The following is a 22,479-nucleotide window of genomic DNA, read 5'->3' as shown; positions in this document are numbered from 1 at the left end:
GCAAATGTTAGCGCGTAGCGGCCCGGTTTGTCAGATCCCGACATGGCGCCGGGACTTGGCGGAATCCTTCACGCGCCCGGCGGACCTCCTCGACTACCTGGGATTCGAACCGGGCCTTCGGCCATCGGTGTCCACCACCGAATCCGGCTTTCCGCTTCTGGTGCCGAAACCCTTCGCCGACCTGATGCAACCGGGCCATCCCGATGACCCGCTCCTGCGGCAAGTCCTGCCCCTCGCCGATGAGGGACATCGGATCGATGGGTTCGTGCGCGATCCGGTCGGCGATCGAGCCGCGCGCCGCGCACCCGGACTGCTGATGAAATACCGCGGCCGCGCCCTGTTGATGGTGACCGGCGCGTGCGCGATCCACTGCCGCTACTGTTTTCGGCGCCACTACCGAGGGCAGGAGGCCGCGGCGACCGGCAAGCAGGTCTCCGCCGCGGTCGAAATGGTCGCCAGGGATCGGACGATCGACGAGGTCATTCTCAGCGGCGGAGACCCCCTCTTGCGCGACAATGCATTCCTCGCCGAACTCTTCACCGACCTCGCCAGCATTCAGCACCTGCGCCGGCTACGCGTGCATACCCGCCTGCCGGTCGTATTGCCGACGCGCGTCGATTCGGAGCTCGAACGGATTCTGACGGGTCTGCCGATACGTTGCTCGATCGTGCTTCAGGTCAACCATCCCAATGAGCTGGGCCCGGCTGCCCGCTCGGCGCTCGTCGCACTGCGCCGGACCGGCACAGTGCTGTTGAATCAATCGGTGCTGTTGCGCGGGGTCAACGACGAGGCCGCCTGCTTGGCTCGGTTGCAAGAGGCTCTATTCGACCTGGGGGTCTTGCCCTACTACCTCCATCAGCTCGATCGGGTTCAGGGAGCGGCCCACTTCGCGGTCGCCGACGCGCACGCCAAGACGCTGGTTGACGCGCTTCGCCTCCGGCTCCCCGGTTACCTGGTCCCAAGACTGGTTCGCGAACTCCCCGGGCACCCGAGCAAGGTCCCCATCGGCTGACGCGCCGATGCCAGAGATCGCGTCCGTCGATTTCGAGATGAACCAGGCCGATCCTGGGGAGCCCGGTCGGGAACGATGACCGATGTGGCCGCTGCGACGATCGACACCCGTTCGCGACCAAGCCCTGGCTCGCGCCTTCCTGCGGTCCATCGCTCAGGGTCGAGGAAGAAACGGTTTGTTTCACGCGCCGGACGGTCGATAATGGGCCATCGTCCGACGATCCTCGCCTGACATCGAGCCGAATGACCGCCGCATGCCCGTTTCACCGCGCCACGTCAACCTGTTGATTCTAACCTCACGGGTCGAGGATGCCGCCGAGATCATCGCGTCATTGCGCAACGGAGGCCTGCCCGCACGTGGGATCTACACGGACCAGAGCGATCGCCTCCTGGAACTGACAGCGGCTCCCGAGGCGCTGGACATGATCCTCTGCTGCGTCGATGACCCCGCGGTGCAGCTCGATCAGGTCATCAGCGATTACCAGGAGATCGAAGCCGACATCCCGCTGATCCTGCTGACAGAAGCGGAGGGCCAGGACCCGCGTCGACTGTTGCACGCGTTGCGCAATGGAGCGAGGGATCAGGTCGAGCGTGGCGACGCCGAACGGCTGCAGCTGCTGGTCGCTCGGGAGCTGGCCGACCTGCGCGCCCGCCGCGGGCTTGCACGTACCCAGGAGCAGATCGACCGCTGCGAGCAGCAGGCGCTCGAACTCATCGAGGCCACCGAAGACGCCATTGCCTTCATCCGCGATGGGATACACCAGCACGCCAATGGCGCGTATCGCCGCCGATACCGGATCGCCGCGAATGACGACATCACGGGCCTGCCGCTCCTCGATCTGGTTGCACCAGAACACCATGCAACGCTTCGCGAGCAGCTGATACAACTCGCTGGATCAGACCCGGAGTCTCTCGCACGGCATCTCCTCTTGACCGGGGTGCGCGCAGACGGTCACTCGTTTCCAGCCGAATTCTCGCTCTTGTCCGTCGAGTTCGGTGGGCACCCCTGCATCCGATTGATCGTGCGCGACACAGGCTCCCCATCGGAGCAGCGAGCGGATTCGCAGCTCGACCCCGACACCGGACTCGAGAACCGGGCGGCGCTGATCCGCGAAGTCTCGCGCCGCCTCGCGCAAGCCGCCGATGGCGACATCGCGCCGTTCGTGCTGCTGTACGTCGGGATCCCTGGTTTTGCCGAGATCGCCCAGTCCCCCCCGGGGTTCCTTCAATCCTTCGAGGTCGCCGCGGCTTTCGCGGCGGCCTTGGGGCGAACCGCACCCCCACACAGCCTGCTGGCGCGGGTCGCGGATGGTGGTTTCATGCTGTTGTGGGACACCACCGACCCTTCCGATGCGGCACAACTCGCGGTGACCATCCGGCACGAGGTGCGCCTGCCGCTGGTGCGGCCCGATCACGACGCGGCAACCCCCGAGTGTGTGACGGGTTTCGTGTTTTTCGATCGACCGGGTCCGTCGCCGGCGGAACTGGTCGACGCGGCCGTCGCGAATGCGTTCGTGGCCACGCCTCCGGCGGAACGGGATCCTACCATCCCGCGACTGCTGGCCGACGCGCCCGACGGGGCCATACCGGCCGTCCTCGATGCCGCCGATCGGGAGATCGCCGAGCGCATCGACCATGCCCTGGAGAACGATGGTTTGCTGTTGGTCTACCAGCCGATCATCAGCCTGCTGGGCGACAGCCAGGAGCACTACAGCGTGCTGGTGCGGCTGCTCGATGACCGGCAGCGCCTTCATGAGGCGCGCGAGATCATTGGACCGGCGGTTCGAAGCGGCAAGATTGCCGCGGTCGACCGCTGGGTGTTGGACCACGCGATCAAAGAGGTGGCGGCACAGCGTAAGACGGGGCACAAGATCGCGTTCTTCATCAACCTCGCCGAAGAGACCTTCCTCGATACGACATTCCTATTGTGGCTTTGTGATCGGCTGCGCGAGATCGAAGCGCGCGGAAACTGGCTCACGCTCCAGTTTCAAGAGATCCATGCTCGCCGACACCTCGCGAAGCTGACCAAACTCGTCGAGGGTTTCAAGAAGATCCAGGCGCGGATCGCCATTAGTCGCTTCGGACAGGATCCGCAACCCGAGACGCTGTTCCAGACGCTGCCGATCGATTTCGTGCTCTTTTCACCGGAATTCGCACAAGATCTCAACGACGACCAGGAGAAAAAGGCCCGACTACTGCGGCTGGCCAACCTAGCCCGCGAATTCAACGTCAAGACGGTCGTGACCGGGGTCGAGGGCGCCGCGACCTTGACCGTGCTCTGGGGAGCCGGGATCGACTATGTGCAGGGCAACTTCCTGGCACGCGCCTCGACCAGCCTGACTCTCAACCCGGACTGATCAACCGTTCGCCACCCCGTGCGGCACATGGCCGGTTGCGACGTGCCAACGCGCGGCGTCGCAATGGACCTCCTGATCGTCGAAAAAGATATCAGCGGCGAAAGCCTTCAGGAAAGCCGCCTTCGGTAGGCCACCGAGGAACAAGGCTTCGTCGATACGGATATCCCAAGCCCTCAATGTGCGGATGACCCGCTCGTGCGATGGCGCGCCGCGCGCGGTGATCAGCGCCGTACGCAGGGGCGAGTCCTGAGCCGGGAAGAGGGCTTGTATCTGCTGGATGGCCAGTAGAAAGCCCTTGAACGGACCGGCCGACAGCGGGCTGCGCGCGGCGGCGCGCTCGGTGGCATTGAAGGCCGCGAGCCCTTGCGCCCGGAAGACACGCTCGGCCTCGTCGGAAAACAGCACCGCGTCGCCATCGAAGGCGATCCGCAACGGGCCATCATCATCGGTGGTTCGCGTGGTGACGCGCGAGGGAAGAATCGTTGCCGCGGCACAACCGGCTTCGAGCGCCAGACGGACATCGCTCTGGTCGGTCGACAAGAACAGATGGGCGCCAAAGGCCGCGACGTACCGATAAGGGCTACTGCCCCCGGCGAAAGCCGCGCGTGACACATCGAGACCATGATGACGCGCGGAGTTCAGCACCCTCAGACCGGTGTCCGAACTGTTGCGCGACAACAGGATTACCTCGACCTGGCCGCGGTCACCGATCCGGGCATTCAAGGCAAGAAGCTTCTTGACCAATGGAAAGGCGACGCCAGGCTCGAGGAGTTCCTCCTCGCGCTCGATTTGATAGCGGCAATAGGCCTCGACGCCCTCTTGCTCGAAGACTCGATGGGAGGCGTCCAAATCGAAAAGCGCCCGCGAAGAGATGGCGACCACCAGGCTCACCGGACCGGTCACGCGAGCCGCGTCGCTCGGGCTTCGATCGATCGCCGTCTTTGGTGCGCCCGTCACGCCGACCGCCCTCGAGATCCAGCCACCGACCGGCTCATGCCTACCAGGGCATGAACCGGTTCATGAAGTGCATCGGCCGGCTGATGTTACGGTTCATCACGGCCATGTCGTCGCGCATCACCGAGGTGGAGAAGGTCATGGTGCGCATCGAGCGGTCCATCGACTCCATGTTCGCGAGCATTGGATCGAGTGCGCCGACATCGCGCGAAATGGACTCCACGCTGACGGTCATCGCGCGCACGTTGGCATTCATCTGAGCCATGTTATCGGACATCGATTGCATGTTACTGGCCAGCACGGTCATATTCGAGTCGACACTGATGGCCAGATAATGCACATCCTTCGCGAGGCTGAAGACCAGGTAGAACCCGTAGGCCGCCAGGATGATGAAGGCAAACAGCGATGGGTAGACAATGAGCTCCCAACGCTTCGCGCTGCTCTCGAAAGCCTGTGACAGGCGATCGATCGCGTAGGTGTTGATATCCGCCCTCTCTCCCGGAGGCACGCCTGAGGTCATGGGCGGGATCGACCCGGCCGGCGAAGCGCCCTGGTTCACGTCTCGTTTATCGACCATGGTTTAGGATCTTTGCGCAACGGTGAGGAGAAGCCGGGCCGGAACGCCATCTAACATGGGTTGGCAACGCACCAGGTTCAACCGACCAAGTGCGGATGGAGGGCCGCGGCCAGAGCATGGAATTCACGCGTGCCCTTGCCGCGTGGATCCAGTTCGAAGACCGCCAGGCCCTCGCTGAAAGACCGCCGAAACACCGTGCGCTGGGCCAGCCGCGCCCGCACGAAACGCACGCCTTTCAGCGACACCAGCGCCGCCGCCGCCTCGTTTGTCTCATTGACCGCGTGATGGGTGTCACCGCGATTGATGAAGCATAGAATCTCGGGCGGCTTGGGTCGCTCCACCGAGTTGACCAGCTGTATGTAGCGCTGCGTCGACCAGATGTCGGCCTGCGACGGTGGCACCGGCACGACCAGACGATCGCACTGGGCGATTGCAGCGCGCATCGCCTCCATGTCCGAGGTCCCGACATCGATCAGCGTCTCGACGCCCCGCCCCGATCGCGGCTTCGCGAGGGCCGACCGATTCGCTACCTCGAGCCTGGGTCGATAGCCTTCCTCGGTGCGGACCTGTATGACATCGGTCAGCGTCGCCTGGGGATCGGCATCGATCAGTCGAACCTTCACCTCGGTCATCGCGAGCCAGACGGCCAGATTGAAGGCGACCGTACTCTTTCCCGATCCGCCCTTGAGGCTTCCGACAACGGTGATGTTACCCATCCCGCGCATCCCTCCCACAACCCTGGACAGCCGCTTTGGTCAAAGGATCCCCCGTTAGCCCCGAGCGGGCGACCCAAGCCTTCGAGAACCGCGTCAACGGCGCGGCGGGGCCAGTTCCTCGGGACCGCTAGCCCGCGTGTAATCCGCTGGCACCGCGAAGAGCTCCGCCGCTTGTTCGCCGACCCGGATGTTGCGAAGTTCGTTGATCACGCCCCCCGGCAACTCCTGTTTGGTCGCCAATTGCAGCTCGGGATCGTACCACTGGAAGGTCCTCATCGCCGGTCGGTTCGGGGCCGTCATGATGGTCTCCCATTTTTCGACGGCGCGACCATCCAAACGTTCGTGCCCGATGAATCTGAGCGCGACCCGCTGACCGTCCGGCAGGTCCTGGATCAGCGGGATTCCCCGTTCCGTGTCGATCCAGTGGATCGTCGTGACGACGCGCCCTTCCTGGGTTCCAGTGATCTCCCACTTGGTAGCCGGTCGACCTTCGATCTGGTCCTGTCCCAGTTCCCGGCAGGTCAAGCCGGGCATCCCGGCGCACGGCGACCGATCATCAGCGCTCGGCGGCGTCACCACCGACCGGTCCGGTGGCGCACTGGATTCCAGGTAGCGGCGCTGATCGGGAAAAAGGACCCACTCGATTCCTCGGCCTTCGTCGGTGATCCGTACCAGCCGCTGCCCTTGCCGGACCGTCTCGATCCGGACTTGGCCGTCACCGACGAACATGCGCCCCGACATCTGGCTGCCGTCCGGACCACGCTGAACCATCTCGGCTTCGAACTGAACCCCAGCCGGCTGGCCATGGGCCACCCCTATGATCACAACCAGCGATAACAAAACGCCGACCAGGTAACCACCTTTCAAAAGGTCTTTCGAAGTCATTGTCGGTTGTTCCTCCGTCATCACCATCGATTGGGGAATGAGCGCCCTGGGTCGTACGGCCATGGAGCCGGGTAGCCCCATGGCCCATCCAGCCCCTGGGGGCCAGGCCAGTCTGGGCCATCATCCCCGAAAACGGGGTACGACGGCATCCGATACCGACCAACCTCCGGGCGATCGCGTTCGCGATCGGTCAGGGGTCGATAACGGTAACGGCTATCGACGCCGAAGCCAGGTCGGTCCGCGTAGGGGGCCGGGCCGGGGTCGGTGTAACCGGGAAACCGAAGCGGGCTGTGCGGCTCCCACCAGGGTGTATTCGCTGGCCCAGCACCGCGACGCTCGTTCTGTGGGCGGTCGTCGAGCGGCCGAAAACGAAAGCCGGCCATAGGCGGCGGCTCCGTTCGGGGCGGCTCGTACGCCCGGAAGGTTCCCCGCGGAAACTGATCGAAGTAGGGATCGGGCGAGTCCACCGGAGGGCGCGACCAATCGGTCCAGTGATCCCCCGGGTCCCTCTGCGGTGGGCCAGGAGCGGCGAACTGCCCAGCCGACGCCGACTCGTCCGACCAGGACCAATCGGGCGGTGGCCACGACCATTGCGATCGATCGCTTGGCACGCCCCCCTCCCAGGCAGCGGCCGCAGACGACCAGGAGGCCGCGATCAACCAAACACCGATCAGAGCCCACCGGCATGGCCAGACCCGCGAAAGGCCCGGCCGCGCGAACCTCGCTGACTCCGGCAGACCAATCGCGGGCAGCGATCTCGCCTCGCCCCGATCACAAGGAGGTTCGCCGCGCCGGCCGACAGTGCGGGTATCAGCCAGCATCCGGCCCCTGCGACTCGTCGTCGGCCTTGAGACGGATCCCGCGCCGCGCCCCCTTCTTCGCAGTGGCCTTATCCGTTGGACCGCTCGCTTGGCGTGAGCCCGGTGCTGCCTTCGCAGGGCGCTTGGTCAACGCCCTCTTGGCCGCTATGGTCTTCGCCGGACGCGCGGTCGGGTCAGGTTCGCCGGCGTTGGCCGAACGCGAGGGCGGTATCGCATCGCGCCCCCCCCGATCACGCTGGTCCAGGCCGCCGGGGACAACCGTCGGCGACTCGGCGACCAGCGCCGCGTCGGCGCGGTGCGAGGGGCCGACGTCGCTCGGGTCATCGGGGAGCTCGACCTTCGTCGGACTGGATTGTGGCGCGCCAGAATCCGTCGTCGTGCGATCCCCGGACGATGAACCCGCGGGACTCGAGCCACCGCTCGGCCCAGGGCCGGGGGAGCCGCCTGTCCCGCCATCCGACGGCGGCGGCGACGGCCGATCCGTGCCCTTTTGGCGCTTCGCCAGCCACCCCTTGACGAGATCGAACAACAACAGGAAGAGACCACGAATCGCATAAAGGACCAGAACCATGGCCTCCGCGACCTTGCCGATGAAAGCGCTGAAGCGCGTCTGCGCGGCGCTGGCCTTGCGCTCGTCTCGCGCCTGTTCCTGGTCGGTATCGCCGCACGGCACCACGCTGCCGGGTGGGGCCGTCGCCACGGCCACCGCGCACATATCCTTGCTTGCGGCCACACAACCAAGCGGGATCACGATGAGGGTCAAAAGCGTCGAGACCAGGACCCCGGACGCCAACGAGATGGCCATGCCTTGGAAGATCGGATCCGTGAAGATCACGCTCGAGCCGGCGACCAGGGCGAGGGCCGTGATCAGGATCGGGCGAGTCCTTGTCTTGCACGCGCGGATCACGGCCTCGGTAACGGGCACGCCCTTTTGCAGCTCATGAATCGAAAAGTCGACGAGCAGGATCGAATTGCGGACGATGATACCGGCCAACGCGATCCAGCCGATCATCGAGGTGGCCGTGAACTCGCCTCCGAGCCCCATCTGGAAGACCAGGGCGTGGGCTGGAATGATCCCGAGCAAGGTCAGCGGGATCGGCGCCATGATGACCAGCGGGATCCGGAAGTTTCCGAACTCCCAGACGACCAGGATATAGATCAGCAACAAGGCGACGACGAAGGCCGCGCCCATGTCGCGGAAGGTCTCGTAGGTCACGGTCCATTCCCCGGTCCACTCCCACGCAGACTCCTGGGCGGACGGCGGCGGCCCGGTCCAGTACGACTGCGGAACGACCCCGTCGGGGGCCTCGTAACCCGTTTGTTCGATGAGGTCTTGAATCTGGAGCATCGCGTAGATCGGTGCGGCCAGCTTGCCACCGACATCGGCGACGACGTACTCGATCGCACGCAGGTCCTTGCGGTAGATGACGTCTTCCTCAGCCATCTGACGGAAGGTTCCGAGCTCACGAAGCGGGATCGTGAACCCGTCCATCGATTGGATCGGCAGATCACCCAGGCGCTCGACCCGCGAGCGCTCGGCCAAGGGTACCTGGAGCACGATCTCGACCGGTTCGTGGCCAGCCTGATGCTTGACGTCGCCGATCGATTGACCACCGAGGGCCATCGCCAGATTGCGATTGATCACGTCGACCGAGATCCCACGGCGCACGGCCTTCTCGGTATCCACCTCGAAACGCCAGTAACTGAACGGATCACGCAGGAAGTTATCGACATCCCTGGTGCTCTCGGCGCGCTCGAAGAAGTTCGTCATGTCGCGGGCAAATTGCCGGCGGATCTCCGGCGTTGGCCCATGGATCTCGGCGACGACCGTTTGCAACACCGGCGGTCCCGGTGGCATCTCGACCACCGCGATGCGCGCGCCCGAGCCCTGGATCACCCCGTTGAGCATCTCCCGCGCCTCGACGGCGATCTCGTGACTGGTGCGCTTCCGATCGTTCTTGTGCGTCAGCTGGACCTGGAGTTCCCCTTGCCACGGCAGCGACCGCAGGTAGTAATGGCGCACCATGCCGTTGAAGTCGAAGGGCCGCGCCGTCCCGGCATAGATCTGCACAGCCGTGACTTCCGGGATCGCGCGCAAGGTCTCGGCCATGCGGTGCGCCATGTTCGCGGTGACCGGGAGCGCGGTGCCATCGGGCATGTCGAGGACGACCGAGAACTCCGGCTTGTTGTCCAGCGGCATCATCTTCACCGGGACCCAGGTGAAGTAGAAGAAGGTCAGCGTGAAGAGAAAGACCCCCCACAGCGACAGGCGGAAGATCCGCCGCTTGCGACGGCTTTCGATCAAGGGGGTCAGGATGCGGCGGTACAGGGCCTCGAGCCGCTCGGCTTCCTTGTGCTCCCTTTTCTCGGCCGTTTCGAGATAGCGCATCGAGGGCCGCAGCCATCCCGAGATCGCGAGATAGGGCGTGAACACGAACGCGGCAAACAGCGAGATCAGCATGGCCACCGATCCCAGCGCTGGGATCGGCGCCATGTAGGGACCCATCATGCCACTGACGAAGCCCATCGGTAACAGGGCCGCGATCACGGTGAAGGTCGCGAGGATCGTGGGATTGCCGACCTCGCGCACCGCGTCGACCGCGGTATCCTCGTCGATGCGCCCCTGCTCCAGCCATCGTCGGTAGATATTTTCGACGACGACGATCGCATCGTCGACGAGGATGCCGATCGAGAAGATCAGCGCGAACAAGCTGACGCGGTCGATCGTGAACTCGGCGACCCAGGCGACGAAGATGGTCATCAGCAACACGACTGGAATGACCAACAGCACCACGAACGCGGGCCGCAACGCGCGGAAGGCGACCCACACCAGCAGGAACACGAAACCGGTCGCGATGAAGAGTTTGGTGATCAGCTCCGAGACCTTGTCGTTCGCGGTCTCGCCGTAGTTGCGGGTGATGCTGACCTCGACGTTGTGCGGAATCCGGGTGCCTCGCAACTCCTCGACCCGATCGATGATCGCGTTGGCCACGGTGACGCCATTGGTCAATTCCTTTTTCGCGATCGCGATGGTCACGGCCGGCACGCCGCGGACATCGCCGAGCTCGGGAGGGGCCGCGGGGCCGGTGTAGTAGGCGACCAATTGCGTCGCATCCTCGGGCCCACGCGTGACGCGCGCGACATCGCGGACATAGACGGGCACCCCATGCCGCGTCGCAACGACGAGCCGCTCGATATCCTCGGCGCCCTGCAAGAAGGATCCGGTGGTGACCGTGAAGTGGGTGTCACCCGCCTCGACACCGCCGGCCACCATCTCGGCATTGGCCGTCGTGATCGTCTGCGCGACCTGGTCGAGGCTGATCTGGTAACTGGACAGCCGCGCCGGATAGACATCGACCGTGACCTGCTCGCGGCGGCCACCCACGATGAAGCCGCTCCCCGTATCCCGGACCTCATTGAGCGCCTGGAGAACATCCTGCGCGAGCAACCGCAACTGGCCATCGTCGATGTCCGGCTGGCCGTCGCCGTCGAGGTCCTTCGACCAGAGCGTCAGGGTCACGATCGGAACATCGTCGATGCCCTTGCTGCGAATCAGCGGCGGCAGCACGCCCGGCGGGATCTTGTCGAGGTTCGAAGCGATCTTGTCGTTGACCTTGACCAACGAAGGACCCATTTTTTCGCCGACCTCGAACTGGACCGTGACGATCCCCTGTCCGCGCTCCGAGGCGGAGTAAACATGCTTGACCCCGGGGATCTCGCCCATGATCCGCTCGAGGGGTTGGATCGCGATATTCGAGACCTGTTGCGCGGTCGCCCCCGGGTACTGGACCATGATATTGATCATGGGTACCGAGATCTGCGGATCCTCCTGCCGCGGGGTCAGCATCAGGCCGAGGATCCCCATCAGCAGCATCGCTACGTAGAACAGCAGCGACAACGGCGAACGGATGAAAAATTTGGCTGTGCGCCCAGCCAACCCGAGGTCCTCGTCGGGGCGGACTGGACGCCCCCCCGGGGCTTGGTCGAGCGTATCGTCTTGACTCATGCTTTACCTAATTCCCTACCGGATCCAAGGCTACCGGACGACCGACCATGGCTGGCCATTGCCGACCTCTCAACGATTGATGTCCGTCCCCCGGGACCAACCCGCGGTCACGCGCGGACCGGGATCAGCGAGCACTCGTTCGCCCGGCCGCAGTCCGCTCAAGACTGTCACGAACTGCGGCGAGGCCTCTTCGCCGAGCCGTATCAGCCGCAGCTCCGGCTGGCCCCGCTCGTTGATCACGTAAACCCCCGGCAGACTGCCGTTGAAGCGGATCGCCGAGCGGGGAATCACTGGCGTGGCGCGCGCGACCGCATCGCTATCCGGGATCAAGACCTTCGCGTACATGCCGGGCTCGGAAACGCCTTGCGGCAGATCGAACTTGACTTTGATCGTGTGGCGTTGCGGATCGGCCATCGGGAAGATCTGCGCGACACGCACCGGCACCCGGCGGTAGCGGATATCGCGTCCGCCGTCGAGGCCGACATCGAGCTCCGCCGTCACCATCTGGCCTTCGCGCAAACCGGGACGCAGACGAGCCGGGACGTCGATCTCGACCTGCAGGAATTCCAGATCGGCGTAGGTCAACATCGGCTGTCCCGGCTGGACCGTATCTCCGACCTCGATGAACTTGCGGATGATGACGCCATCGAACGGCGCGATCCCACGGGCGTCCCGGATCTTCGAATCCAGCGCCTGCATCTCGGCCTGCAGGCGCAGAATCACGTTACGCGCCTCCTGGATATGGATCCCGGATGCGAACAGGTCCGCCGAACGTTCGGCACCGGGACTGCGGTCGCCGACGAACTCCTCCACCGGGCGCGTGAACATCTGATCGAACAGATTCGGCAGCCCCATCCCGCCAGTCGGAGAGCGTGAGCGCGGAGAAAAGAGCTCGCGGCTATACTGGACGCTGGCATTGCGCCACTGAGCATCGGCACTGGCCAACTGAGCCATCAGCGCACGGCGGTTCGCCAACAGCTCGCGATCATCGAGCGAGACCAGGAGATCGCCCTCTTTGAACCGATTGCCTTCGATGCCAGCCAGGTAGTTGACTCGCCCGGGCAACTGAGCCGCCAGCGTGACCTCGCGGTACGGGATCACGACGCCGCCAACCGAGACCGTCGGAACGCCCTGCGCCTGCTGTACGATGAAGGTTTCGCCGAATTCCGTCAGCGGCGCGGCCCCACCAACCCCCGGCGCCATCAGGACGAGGACGAGCAGACCGCGTTTGACACTCTTGATCATGAGACCTCAGGACACCTAAGTTTAGAAAATTACCTGATACCGATACACGAATCGAGAAAAAACCGTCGCACTGGGTGCGAACGATTCTTGGCGGTTGGCTGCCGTCAGACTCGTGCAACGTCATTTCGGTTCTGTTCGAGAGAACTTCGCGATCGGCGCACCACGCACGAGAAACGCCAGCAACGGACCTCCGAGGCCACGATATCGGCGGGACATGCCGAATCCGATGGCGTCCGGAGCCATTCAACGCCACACTACCGGCCCAAGATCTCCGCTTGCTGCGTGCCGATTATACGCGACCTTGGCAAGCGATTGAAAAGACGCGCGGCGCCGGACCAGGGGCTACCGTGCCCCTGGTGGAAGTTATACCATTGCGGGCTGGGCCGACGCGATGCGTGGTCGCTTGTGCCGACTCGCGCCGAAACCCTCGAACCAGATTATAAAGAGCAGCCAGACACCCCGCCCTGCGCGGGCCTCTAACGGGACAAGTGAGGAATAGCGCCATGCCCACTGCCTCCAGCGTCGTTCAGGAACGACTCAAGAATCTCGAACAACATCTCGAGCGGGAAAATCCGATCCTGATCCGGGCCATCAAGAGCTTCCGCGAGCTCGATCAGGTCGCGTACGACATGCACCTGCTCGACGCGGATCAGACCTACGCGGACCAGATCCCCTGGTGGCCGCTGATTGCCATTCTGGGCACCTTTTCCGCGGGCAAATCGACCTTCATCAATCATTACCTCGGCCAGACGCTTCAGCGCACCGGCAATCACGCCGTCGACGAGCGCTTCACGGTCATCTGCTTCAGCGAGGCCGGGACCGGCCAAGCGCTGCCGGGCGTCGCCCTCGACTCGGACCCCCGCTTCCCGCTCTATCACATCTCGGAGAGTATCGACGAGGTGGCCGCCGGCGAGGGCAAGCGAACCGACGCCTATATTCAACTGCGCACCTGCGCCAGCGAGCGGCTGCGCGGTCGGATCATCGTCGACTCGCCCGGTTTCGACGCCGACGCCCAACGTACCGCGACCCTGCGGATCGTCGACCATATCATCGACCTTTCCGATCTGGTTCTGGTCTTCTTCGATGCCCGCCACCCGGAACCGGGGGCGATGCGCGACACCCTGAAGCACCTGGTGGCCGAGACCATCCGACGGCCGGATTCCGGCAAGTTCTTGTATATTTTAAACCAGATCGATGCGACAGCACGCGAGGACAACCCCGAAGACGTCATCGCCGCGTGGCAACGCGCCCTTGGCGAACACGGGTTGACGGCCGGTCGCTTCTACACCATCTACAGCCCCGACGTCGCTGTACCAATCGAAGACATCAACGTGCGCCGAAGGTTCGAGACCAAGCGGGATCGCGACCTGCTCGACATTCACGAACGCATGCAAAAGGTCGAAATCGAGCGGGCTTACCGCATCATTGGTTCGATCGAAAAGACCGCGATCGGGATCGCGGATGAAGCGGCGCCGCTGCTCAGCGAAGGGCTGCGACGGTGGCGCACCCGCGTGCTGGCGATCGACGCGGTCATCTTCGGAATCCTGCTCGCGGCCTTCATGGGCTGGAGCCTTGCGGCTGGTCATTGGAACGGACTCTCGTATGAACCAGCCTGGCTGGCGACCGTCGCCAGTGTCGAAAACGGCCTTCAGGCGCTGATCATCGCGTTGGTCGCGATCATCGCGGCGATCCATTTCAAGGTCCGCAGCCTGTCGGCCAAAGCCGTGCTTCCCTGGCTGCGGCAACGCGTGCAGGCCGACGGAATCCGCGGGCGAGTCGTCGAGGCCTTCCTCGCGAATACACGCCCCCTGCGTTCGGCTCTGATCGCCAAGCCTCGAGGCTGGCATAGCGTCAATCAAATGCGGATCAAACAGGTCAAACTCGACTGCGACGGCTACGTGCAGACATTGAACGATCAGTTCACGAACCCATCCGGTGCCGCGACGAGACCCCGCATCGACCAACCGACGGAGTCGGTTGCCTGACGAGCAAGTCCAAGACACCGGCCATCGAATGTGGCCAATGCCGACGACACCCCCGGGCCGCCGCGAGGACCGCGCCGGCCCGTTGGATCCGACGCTCGGAAAAACCCCGCCGCGTCGCCGCGGTCACAGGACCTGATGGCGGCCCACGCTCTCCTGTCGCCTCGCCGTGACACGCCGTGACGGCATCCCTGTCGGCTCGCCGGCGGTCACGCCAGCGCCACGCGAAGACCCGCGCGGCCCTCACCAGCCAGAGATTGAGAATCGACCATCCCACCGCTCGAGACTGGAACGGTCGGTCATGGACGGCCGTCGACACCGCTGTCATCGCATGCGACCCGATTGGCTGACGACCGGACCAAGGGGCCCAGCGCCACTCGTCCGAAGCGGAGCAAACATCATGCCAAACCCCAACGCAGGACTCATCCCCCACTACCCGATCGCGGTCCCCGACCCCCCGACGTGGCCGTCGCTGGGGCCCGAGGACAAGGCGGCCCTCAAGGAACGTATCCGTCGCCTGCTCGCGGAGCGCGACGCGGTGCTGGTCGCTCACTACTACACCGACGGCGACCTCCAGGAGTTGGCCGAGGAGACCGGCGGATACGTCGCCGACTCGCTGGAGATGGCCCGCTTCGGTAGCACGAGCCCGGCCTCGACCCTCGTCGTCTGCGGTGTACGCTTCATGGGCGAAACGGCCAAGATCATCAATCCGGAGAAACGGATACTGATGCCCGCACAAGAGGCCACCTGTTCGCTCGACGAGGGCTGCCCGATCGACACCTTCGGTCCCTTCTGCGATGCCCACCCGGATCGCACGGTCGTCGTGTATGCCAACACCAGCGCAGAGGTCAAGGCCCGAGCCGACTGGGTCGTCACCTCGAGCATCGCCTTGCCGGTGGCCCGCCATCTGCACGACCAGGGCCAACGGATCTTGTGGGCACCGGACAAGCACCTGGGCCGCTACGTGCAACAGATGACCGGCGCCGACATGCTATTGTGGCCTGGCTCGTGCGTGGTACACGAGCGGTTCAAGGGCTTCGCGCTCGAGCGCTTGCGTCGCCTGCACCCGGATGCGGCCGTGCTGGTCCACCCGGAGTCGCCCGCCGACGTCGTCGAACAAGCCGACGTCGTCGGGTCGACGACCCGCCTGATCCAAGCCGTCGCCGAGATGCCCAACGAGACCTTCATCGTGGCCACCGACGAGGGAATCTTCTGGAAGATGCGGCAACAGGCACCCGACAAACGTCTGATCGCGGCTCCCACGGCGGGCGTCGGCGCCACCTGCGAGAGCTGCGCGCACTGCCCTTGGATGGCCATGAATGCGTTGCAGAACCTCGAGGCGGTCCTACTGGCCGGCCGGCCGGAGATCGAGATCGACCCGGCCATTCGCGAACGGGCTCTGCTGCCCATCCAACGGATGCTCGAGTTCGCGCGTGAGCGGGGCATCGGTCGCCGCGGCGCAGCGGATTGAGCCCCCAAGACGCCCGGGGCCCCGTCCGCCCGCAGTTGGCAAAGGAAGCTGGGATACCGTAACATCTGGGGCAATAATAACGATAGCGCACCGACAAGGGACTCAGCGCAACGTCGCGGAAGGGCATCGACACCGTCCCGGGCGTTGCGACATTGCCAACGTATGAGGGTTGTATGGCCGCGTCCAAGAAGTCCCAGTGGAAGAAGGTCCTGCTGCTCGCCGCCGTAATCCCGCTGACCGCGATCGGCGCCGCGACACTGTTCAATTACGGGGTCGCCTACACGGACAGCATGGAGTTCTGCGTATCCTGCCATTCGATGCAGGTACCTTACGGCGAATACCAGGGGTCGCTGCATTTTCGCAACCCGTCCGGTGCCCGCGCCGAATGCAAGGATTGCCACGTGCCGCGCGATTTCTTCCCGAAGATGTATGCCAAGCTGATCGCTACCAAGGACATCTACCACGAGATCTTGGGAACGATCGACACGCCCGAAAAATTCGAAGAACATCGCTGGGACATGGCAAACCGCGTCTGGGCCAAGCTGGAACGGACCGATTCGCGGGAGTGTCGCGAGTGTCATAGCTACGACGCGATGGACCTCACCGAACAGAGCCGTTCGGCCCGCGCCCGTCATGCCCGCGCTGAGGATCAGGGGCTGACCTGCATCGACTGTCACAAGGGCGTCGTCCACTATATGCCGATCGAGCCAGACGATCACTGGCCCGAGGAATACTGAGTCGGCCTCAGCCGGATCTCGTGTAGACCTAGCCTGCGCCACTGTTCGTTACGAGACTTCAACGCATGACCACGCGACTCCTCTCATCCCTGCTCTTGATCCTGATACTCGCCGCGCCCTGGGTCCAGGCCTCCGATGTCGATCTGGGGCTCGAGCTGCGTTCGGCCTCTGTCATCGGGGACACGGATCGGATCGCGGAGTTGCTGGATCTAGGCGTCGCCGTCGACGCCGGGAACCGCTTCGGCAAGACGCCGCTGATGTTCGCCGTCGAGAGCGGTCACTTGCAAGCGGTCGCCCAGTTGATCTCTGCCGGCGCCAATGTGAATGCCCGCACCACGGCCAGTTGCACGCCCCTGACCTTCGCCGCGGAAAACGGGCACATCGGCATCACGGCTTTGCTGCTCGAACGCGGCGCCAATGTCCACGACCGTACCCGAGCCGGCTGGGATTCATTGATGATCGCGTCCCGCTACGGCATTGCCGACATGGTCGACCAGCTTCTGTTCAGCGGGGCCGATCCCCGAGCCGCCGACCGACGCGGGCGCACCGCCCTGATGCAGGCGGTCGAGAAGGGGCACGACGAGGTGATGCCCTTGCTGATCGACGCCGGCGCCGACCTCGAAGCCCGAGACAACGATGGTTCGACGGCCCTGTTGATCGCCGCCGAGGAAGGCCATTTGCGTGTCGTGCAATCGCTGTTGGCGAAGGGCGCTCGGCTCGACGCACGCGATGGCCTCGGGGCCACGGCACTGCACCTGGCCGTCGGCCGCGGCCATAGCGATGTCGTTCGGTACTTGCTCGATCGAGGCATGGACCCGAACGCGCAGGACGATGACGGGATATCGGTGCTGATGGAGGCCGTCAACACCGCTCACAACGAACTGATCGAACTGCTGCTCGAACACGGAGCCGATATCAGCCTGACCAACGCCCATGGACGCACAGCGACCGAGTTGGCCGACCAACGCGGCAACCTCGAAGCGATCGAGTTGCTCGCCCGGCCGCGTTGAACCGAAGGGGCGGCACTGCGCCACCCTTCGATCGAACCTGACATCGAAAAAACGCCAGAATCGCCAGCTCTCGGATCCGTTTCGGGCTCCCCGAGACGGCGATATGGCCGGTTAAGCGGGCGACGACCCGTGACGGATTTGAATCGATCCTCGGCGGGATGCCTCTGAAAATAATAGGAACGCCAGTCGTCGCGCCTGATCATGGCGGCGCCGACGGGTCCCGACCATTCGCCACATCATGCGGGTCGGTTGCGCCCACGATCCCAAGTGTCCCACGAAGAGAAAGACCAAAGGAGGTCGCTAGATGAAACGCCGCACCAAACTGGCGCTGTATGCCAGTATTCTGCTGTTTAGCACTCTCAACACGGCCCAGGCCGAGACCCTGCTATCAGGGGCCGACGCCCGCACGCTCGCGATGACCTGCGCCGGCTGTCACGGCACCGATGGCGCCAGTGTCGGCCCGGCATCCCCGACGATCGGGGGCATGTATCGGGGGTATTTCATCGAGATCATGGAGGGGTTTCGCAGCGGGGAGATCTACAGCACCGTCATGGGCCGCATTGCCCGCGGCTACACCGACGACGAGATCGAACTGATGGCCGACTACTTCATGAGCAAGCCCTTCGTACCGGCCCAACAATCCTACGACCGAAACCTGGTTCCCGTCGGCGCACGACTGCACGACCGATACTGCGAACGCTGCCATGCCGATGGCGGGATCCCGCTCGAAGACGAGGAGTACTTCATCCTGGCCGGTCAATGGACACCCTACCTCGAATACGCGATGGAGGATTTCCTTGCCGACCGCCGACCGATCGAACGGCGGATGAAGCAGGAGCTCGACCGACTGATGCGCCGCGAGGGGCCGGACGGCCTTCAGGCCATCTTCGCCTTCTACGGCAGCCTGCAATAAGAAACAGGAGGAGTTGGAATCATGAAGATGAATCGTCGCGATTTCGTCAAGGCCGCCGGGGCGGCGAGTGCCGCCGGCCTGATCGGGCTGCCCGGACTGACCTTCGGGGCCAACGGCAAGGTGGTCGTGGTCGGTGGCGGCACCGGTGGGGCCACGGCCGCCGGCTATATCAAGCGGCTGGCGCCCAGCATCGATGTCACGGTGATCGAGCCGAACCGGGAATACTACACCTGCTACATGAGCAACGAGGTGATCGGCGGGGACCGCGCGCTCGATACGATCCGCGTGAGCTACGACGGGCTCCGCGCCCGCGGCGTCCAATTCGTACATGACATGGCGACCGGGATCGATCCCGACAAAAGGGTCGTCAAGACCGCCGGCGGACAGGAATTCCCCTATGACCGCTGTATCGTCGCCCCCGGCATCGAACTGCTCCACGACAAGATCGAGGGCTACAGCGAGGCCGCGAGCGAGATCATGCCCCATGCGTGGAAGGCCGGCGAACAGACACGTCTGTTACGCGCCCAGCTAGAGGCCATGGATGATGGCGGTGTCGCGATCATCTCGGCCCCGCCGAACCCCTACCGGTGCCCACCCGGGCCCTACGAACGGGCGAGCCAGATCGCCCATTACTTCAAGCATCACAAACCAAAATCGAAGATCATCATTCTCGATGCCAAGCCGGCCTTCTCGAAACAGGCCCTCTTCACGCAAGGCTGGGAGCGACTCTACGGCTTCGGAACCGCCAATGCGCTGCTGGAATGGCGGCCGGGGCCGGACGACGCCGTGACCCGAGTCGATACCGACGAGATGCTCGTCGAAACCGACTTCGGCGACCAAGTCAAGGCGCAGGTCATCAACATCATCCCACCCCAGCGTGCCGGCCGGATTGCTCAGGTCTCAGGTCTCGCCGATGACAGCGGTTGGTGTCCGATCGACTTTCGGACCTTCGAGTCCCGCCTGCAGCCCGGCATTCACGTCATCGGCGATGCCTGCATCGCCGGCGAGATGCCGAAATCGGCCTATTCGGCCAACAGTCAGGGCAAGGTCGCGGCGGCCGCCGTCGTGGCGTTGCTGGCCGGACAGGCGCCTGGTGTTCCGTCCTACGTCAACACCTGCTACTCGATCGTCGGACAGGATTACGGAATCTCCGTCGCCGGCGTTTACAAGTTGGCCGCCGACGGTTCGACGATCGCCAGCGTCCCGGATTCCGGCGGCCTGACGCCGATGGACGCACCGGACTGGGCGCTTGCCCGTGAGGTTCAATACGCCTACAGTTGGTACGACAACATCGTACACGACACCTTCGGTTGACGACGGGTTTCGTGAGGGCAAGCCTCGCCCCCCTCTGTCGTGGCCATCAAACCCGCATGGCCCTTAAGCAGGTGGGCCGTAGTAGCCTGCGGATTGCTCTCAGAGCCCAGTGACCGGAAAAACGGCACGGGGGTGCCGGTTTGCGATAGCCTGGACGACGAATGGCCATCGGAATGGCCGTTCGTCGTATCCGGCCCCGTCAACGGGGATTAGGGTCCAGGGTCTCGAAGGACGGTGGATGTCGGCGGTCCCAGGCGATCCGTCGCCCAACCTTATGGGTTCTCGGAGCCCGCCAACCGGCGACCGGCCAGCCAATCCTTGATCAGGAACGGCAGGTAATAGACGAAACAGGAGACCAGCCCGATCCCGACCAGGGCGAGGATGTACCAGGGCCAAGGCCCGAGATAGTCCATCAGCGATGCCTGCTCGGGCTTCGCGCGGAGGAACAGGTAATTGGTGCCAAGCCACACATTGATCGGCGCGATGACGGCAACCGCGACCAACAAGGCCGCGATCGAACGGAAGATCGATCTCAGATAGGGTCGATACCGATAGGTGAAGGTTAGATAGACGACCCCGATAACGACCAATCCGTGTGCGACGAAGAAGGCCAAATAAGCGGGCTCAGGAAAGCCGAGCTCCAGATCCGGCGTGATCAAGGCTTGCAGCGTGCCGCCCCAAGCCCAGAAGTAGACCACCTCGTAGGCGCGATAGGATTGCGCGATCAGTGCCCAGGCTGTGACGAACACCGCCAGACCACACAGGTGCAAAGGTAACACCTCGGTCCAATGCAGGCCGTAGTGGCTCGTGCGTAACCAGATCAGGAACGCCTCCTGAACGACCAGCGACACACCCAGGAACAGACCGACCCGGCGCTGTCCGGCCGCCGTCAAGCGACGCCTGGCCAGAACCGGCAGCACGACTGCGATCGCCAGGATCGACGCCAAGGTAACCAGGTGGGCTGTCCCAAACAGAATGAAGGGATTCGTGTCGTTCATCGCTATTCCAAGTCGCTCGCACCATGCCGACAGACCGAATCCTTGCCACACCAGGACACTGCTCTCGGTTGACGGGTTGGATCGGGGATCCAACTGCCCGACACTGGCGGACAGGGTACGATCACTGATCCTTGGCCACCTGGCCAACGGATTCCGCCGCGCCAGACCATCCTGCCGGATATCCAAGACCGCGGCAACTGCCTGCCAACAACGACACTCGACACCGCGATAGAGGGAACAACGATATGAAAACTCCGGTCCTCCACCTGCTCAAGGACCAGGAACGGCGCCTGTTGGCCGGACATTGCTGGGTTTACAGCAATGAGGTCGACGTGCAGTCGACGCCACTGAAAGACTTCGAGCCCGGTGCCACCGCGACCATCGTCAGTCACAGCGGCCGCTGGCTCGGTTTCGGCCATGTCAACCCGCGCTCGCTGATCTGCGCCAGGCTCATCAGCCGAGAGCCATCCCGCCCCCCCGGCTCGGCCCTCTGGATCGAGCGCATCAAGGCGGCACTGGCCTTACGGGAACGCCTCTATCCCGACCCCTTTTACCGTCTCGTGCACGGCGAAGGCGACGGTCTACCCGGCCTGGTCGTGGATCGTTATGCCGATCTGCTGGTGATGCAGATCTCGACCGCAGGAATGGAGCGGGAACGGGCGGGAATCGTGACCGCGCTCGAACAGGTCGTTCGTCCGCGCGCGATCCTGATGCGCAACGATATCGCCGTCCGCGACCTCGAGGGACTGGAACAGTCGGTCGAGCCACTGCTTGGCAACGTACCCGAGACCCTGGATCTGAGCGAGCGAGGGGTTCGCTATCTGGTCTCCCCGCAGACCGGTCAAAAGACCGGATGGTTCTTCGATCAGGCCGAGAACCGTGACCGATTACGCCGTTTCGGCCCAGCCAAGCGGGTTCTCGATGTATGCTGTTATACCGGTGCATGGGGCTTGCAGGCCGCTGCGCTCGGGGCCGAGCAGGTCACTTGTGTCGACAATTCCCAGACAGCGCTCGATCGCCTTCTGGAAAACGCCGAGCGCAACCAGGTCGCGAACCGGATCCATCCGCTGCGCGGCGAGGCCTTCACGACGCTGCGTAGCCTTCGCGAAGCCGGCGAAAGCTTCGACCTGGTCATCCTCGATCCGCCAGCCTTCATCAAGCGCCGCAAGGACCTGCGCGAAGGGACCCTGGCCTATCAGCGTCTGAACCGGCTGGGGCTCGAGGTGCTCGCACCGGGCGGCCTGCTGGCCACCTCGTCCTGCTCGTTCCACCTGAGCGCCGAGGCACTGCTTGGTTGCGTGCAAGCCGCCGCGCGGCGGACCGGCCGCGGACTCCAGCTCTTGGCGAGTGGTCAACAGGGTCCCGACCACCCGATCCATCCAGCCATTCCGGAAACGGCCTACCTCAAACACTTCGTGCTGCGCGCCTTGCCGTTCCCTTTCTAGCCGGACGTGAATGGCGCCGATCACCCGATCGCGACCC

At 64.2% G+C, this 22,479-nt stretch carries 16 protein-coding genes; 9 read left to right on the top strand and 7 right to left on the bottom strand.

All coding sequences use genetic code 11. The features are described from left to right. Nucleotides 1-4 precede the first annotated feature (4 nt). A complete protein-coding gene (gene epmB / locus ABC977_RS06095; RefSeq protein WP_369666353.1) occupies nt 5-1,012 on the top strand; it encodes an EF-P beta-lysylation protein EpmB in 1,008 nt (335 codons plus the stop codon). 253 nt (nt 1,013-1,265) lie between these two features. Further along, nucleotides 1,266-3,368, top strand: a complete 2,103-nt coding sequence (locus ABC977_RS06090; protein ID WP_369666352.1) for an EAL domain-containing protein — start codon at nt 1,266-1,268, stop codon at nt 3,366-3,368. Here the strand turns inward: ABC977_RS06090 and ABC977_RS06085 are convergent, their stop codons facing one another. The 6 genes from ABC977_RS06085 to ABC977_RS06060 all read right to left on the bottom strand — a co-directional run bounded on the left by ABC977_RS06085 (nt 3,369) and on the right by ABC977_RS06060 (nt 12,530). After that, nucleotides 3,369-4,271, bottom strand: a complete 903-nt coding sequence (locus ABC977_RS06085; RefSeq protein ID WP_369666456.1) for a 5'-nucleotidase — start codon at nt 4,269-4,271, stop codon at nt 3,369-3,371. 94 nt (nt 4,272-4,365) lie between these two features. Continuing rightward, nucleotides 4,366-4,842, bottom strand: a complete 477-nt coding sequence (locus tag ABC977_RS06080; RefSeq protein ID WP_369666455.1) for a hypothetical protein — start codon at nt 4,840-4,842, stop codon at nt 4,366-4,368. 134 nt (nt 4,843-4,976) lie between these two features. Next, nucleotides 4,977-5,615, bottom strand: coding sequence for a nucleotide-binding protein (locus ABC977_RS06075; protein ID WP_369666351.1), 639 nt, complete (start codon nt 5,613-5,615; stop codon nt 4,977-4,979). Nucleotides 5,616-5,708: 93 nt separating this feature from the next. Further along, nucleotides 5,709-6,500 (bottom strand): hypothetical protein, encoded by a 792-nt coding sequence (locus ABC977_RS06070; protein ID WP_369666350.1) that lies wholly within the window; start codon nt 6,498-6,500, stop codon nt 5,709-5,711. Between the two features lie 810 nt (nt 6,501-7,310). Beyond that, entirely contained in the window at nt 7,311-11,327 is a 4,017-nt protein-coding gene (locus ABC977_RS06065) for an efflux RND transporter permease subunit (RefSeq protein WP_369666349.1), read from the bottom strand. 69 nt (nt 11,328-11,396) lie between these two features. Continuing rightward, entirely contained in the window at nt 11,397-12,530 is a 1,134-nt protein-coding gene (locus ABC977_RS06060) for an efflux RND transporter periplasmic adaptor subunit (RefSeq protein ID WP_369666454.1), read from the bottom strand. 545 nt (nt 12,531-13,075) lie between these two features. On the opposite strand from ABC977_RS06060, the gene ABC977_RS06055 reads away from it, so the two are divergent. The 6 genes from ABC977_RS06055 to ABC977_RS06030 all read left to right on the top strand — a co-directional run bounded on the left by ABC977_RS06055 (nt 13,076) and on the right by ABC977_RS06030 (nt 19,999). Then, a complete protein-coding gene (locus ABC977_RS06055) occupies nt 13,076-14,557 on the top strand; it encodes a dynamin family protein (RefSeq protein ID WP_369666348.1) in 1,482 nt (493 codons plus the stop codon). Between the two features lie 397 nt (nt 14,558-14,954). Further along, nucleotides 14,955-16,025, top strand: coding sequence for a quinolinate synthase NadA (gene nadA / locus ABC977_RS06050; protein WP_369666347.1), 1,071 nt, complete (start codon nt 14,955-14,957; stop codon nt 16,023-16,025). Nucleotides 16,026-16,198: 173 nt separating this feature from the next. Next, nucleotides 16,199-16,762 carry a NapC/NirT family cytochrome c gene (locus ABC977_RS06045; protein WP_369666346.1) on the top strand — a complete coding sequence of 188 codons (564 nt, stop codon included), beginning with the start codon at nt 16,199-16,201 and terminating at the stop codon, nt 16,760-16,762. Nucleotides 16,763-16,827: 65 nt separating this feature from the next. Beyond that, nucleotides 16,828-17,772: an ankyrin repeat domain-containing protein gene (locus ABC977_RS06040; RefSeq protein WP_369666345.1), complete on the top strand. Its 945-nt coding sequence runs from the start codon at nt 16,828-16,830 to the stop codon at nt 17,770-17,772. Nucleotides 17,773-18,076: 304 nt separating this feature from the next. Next, nucleotides 18,077-18,685 carry a c-type cytochrome gene (locus ABC977_RS06035; RefSeq protein WP_369666344.1) on the top strand — a complete coding sequence of 203 codons (609 nt, stop codon included), beginning with the start codon at nt 18,077-18,079 and terminating at the stop codon, nt 18,683-18,685. A 21-nt stretch (nt 18,686-18,706) separates the two neighbouring features. Beyond that, a complete protein-coding gene (locus tag ABC977_RS06030; protein ID WP_369666343.1) occupies nt 18,707-19,999 on the top strand; it encodes an FCSD flavin-binding domain-containing protein in 1,293 nt (430 codons plus the stop codon). A gap of 272 nt (nt 20,000-20,271) precedes the next feature. Here ABC977_RS06030 and ABC977_RS06025 read toward each other — a convergent pair whose 3' ends face one another. Beyond that, on the bottom strand, nt 20,272-20,997 hold the full coding sequence (locus ABC977_RS06025) for a YwaF family protein (RefSeq protein WP_369666342.1): 726 nt from the start codon (nt 20,995-20,997) through the stop codon (nt 20,272-20,274). Nucleotides 20,998-21,242: 245 nt separating this feature from the next. Between ABC977_RS06025 and ABC977_RS06020 the strand changes: the two genes are divergently transcribed. Next, entirely contained in the window at nt 21,243-22,442 is a 1,200-nt protein-coding gene (locus ABC977_RS06020) for a class I SAM-dependent rRNA methyltransferase (RefSeq protein WP_369666341.1), read from the top strand. The last annotated feature ends 37 nt before the right edge of the window (nt 22,443-22,479 follow it).

This window comes from Thioalkalicoccus limnaeus (genome assembly GCF_041197575.1).
GTDB classification, from domain to species: domain Bacteria; phylum Pseudomonadota; class Gammaproteobacteria; order Chromatiales; family Chromatiaceae; genus Thioalkalicoccus; species Thioalkalicoccus limnaeus.
The sequence above is the reverse complement of the archived record's forward strand: the minus strand, read 5'-3'. Positions and strand labels throughout refer to the sequence as shown.